The sequence below is a fragment of the Streptomyces cinerochromogenes genome (assembly GCF_014648635.1).
Taxonomy (GTDB): domain Bacteria; phylum Actinomycetota; class Actinomycetes; order Streptomycetales; family Streptomycetaceae; genus Streptomyces; species Streptomyces cinerochromogenes.
Genome location: NZ_BMRM01000053.1, coordinates 1 through 2,119, shown reverse-complemented (window position 1 = coordinate 2,119; position 2,119 = coordinate 1). Strand labels below are relative to the sequence as shown.

The following is a 2,119-nucleotide window of genomic DNA, read 5'->3' as shown; positions in this document are numbered from 1 at the left end:
CGATGGTACTGCAGGGGGGACCCTGTGGGAGAGTAGGACGCCGCCGAACAAATTTTGAAAGAGGGCCCACACCGAAAAGGTGTGGGCCCTTTTTGTATGTGTTTCTCCGGGCGCGGGATCAGTGGGATGGTGACGGCGGCCGTGAAAATTCTTCCCTCGACCGCGGCAACCTTTGTGTGCGCGGCGGCAACTGGCGGGTAACCGGGGCCGGATCACGGCCCGCAGTGCCAGAAGGACATGCCGTTGTCAGATCAGAACCGCTCTCATCGTCGCCGTCCGGCAACCCGCCGTGTGCTCGCCGCCGCCGTCGTCCTCGCCGCGGCGGGTGCCTCCGTACCGCTGGTCGCGCTGGCCGCACGCACGCCGGAGGCCCGCACACCGACCCTGGCCACCGCGGCGGCCGACAGCAGCCGCTACTTCGGCACGGCGGTGTCCTCGGGCAGGCTCGGTGACTCGACGTATTCCACGATTCTCGACCGGGAGTTCAACATGATCACCCCGGAGAACGAGATGAAGTGGGACGCCACCGAACCCTCCCGCGGCAGCTTCGACTTCGGCCCGGCCGACCGGATCGTCGGCCACGCCACCGGGCACGGGCAGCGGATGCGCGGCCACACCCTGGTGTGGCACTCCCAACTGCCCGGCTGGGTCAAGTCCATCACCGACGCCAACACCCTGCGCAGTGTGATGGACAAGCACATCACCACCGAGATGACCCACTACAAGGGCAAGATCTACGCCTGGGACGTGGTCAACGAGGCGTTCGCCGACGGCGGCAGCGGCCGGCACCGCAGCTCGGTCTTCCAGGACGTGCTGGGCAACGGCTTCATCGAGGAAGCCTTCCGCACGGCCCGGAACGCCGACCCCTCCGCCAAGCTCTGCTACAACGACTACAACATCGAGAACTGGACCGACGCCAAGACGCAGGGCGTCTACGCGATGGTCAAGGACTTCAAGTCCCGCGGTGTGCCCATCGACTGCGTCGGTTTCCAGAGCCACTTCGGCGCCGGCGGCCCGCCGGCCAGCTTCCAGACCACTCTGTCCAAGTTCGCCGCGCTCGGCGTGGACGTCCAGATCACCGAACTGGACATCGCCCGGGCGTCCGCCACCGCGTACGCCGACACCGTGCAGGACTGTCTCAACGTCGCTCGCTGCACGGGCATCACGGTGTGGGGCATCCGCGACAGCGACTCCTGGCGCACCGGTGAGGACCCGCTGCTGTTCGACGCGAGCGGCAACAAGAAGCCCGCCTACAGCGCGGTGCTCACCGCCCTGGGCAGCGCCGGCGGCGGCACGCCGGACACAGGCGGCATCACCTCCGGCGCGGTCTACACGCTCTCCGACGTGGCCGCCGGACGCGTTCTCGACGAGCCCGCGGGATACAACGGCAACGGCACCCCGCTCCAGGTGTGGGACGCCGGCGGTGCCTCCAACCAGCAGTGGCGTGCCGGCCGCAACAGCGACGGCTCCTACACGCTGACCAACGTCGCCAGCGGCCGGGTACTGGACGAGCCGGCCAACCAGACGGGCAACGGGACGAGGACGCAGGTCTGGGACTCCAACGGCGGCGCCAACCAGCACTGGCGGGCCGCCCGGAACAGCGACGGCTCCTACACGCTGACCAACGTCGCCAGCGGACGGGCACTGGAGATTCCCGGCGGTCGGACCGCCAACGGCACTCCCGTCCAGATCGGGGACACCAACGGCGGCGGCGCCAACCAGCACTGGAACTTCAAGCCGACCGCGGCGCCGAAGAGCAACACCTGTGCTCTTCCCTCGACCTACCGGTGGACGTCGACGGGTGCGCTGGCGCAGCCGGCGAACGGATGGGACGCGGTGAAGGACTTCACCACCGTGACGTACAACGGCAAGCACCTGGTCTACGCGTCCAACGTGTCGGGCTCGTCGTACGGCTCGATGATGTTCAAGCCCTTCACGAACTGGTCGGACATGGCGTCGGCCGGCCAGACCGGCATGAACCAGAAAGCGGTGGCGCCCACGCTGTTCTACTTCGCGCCCAAGAAGATCTGGGTGCTGGCGAACCAGTGGGGTGGGTGGCCGTTCGTCTACCGCACGTCGAGCGACCCCACCAACCCCAACGGCTGGTCCGCTCCGCAGC

Annotated in this window: 1 protein-coding gene; it reads left to right on the top strand. The window is 68.0% G+C overall.

The annotated features are described in order from the left end of the window. Positions 1 to 237: 237 nt before the first annotated feature. A partial coding sequence (locus IEZ20_RS39375) for a non-reducing end alpha-L-arabinofuranosidase family hydrolase (protein WP_189307955.1) occupies positions 238 to 2,119 on the top strand: 1,882 nt, incomplete at its 3' end.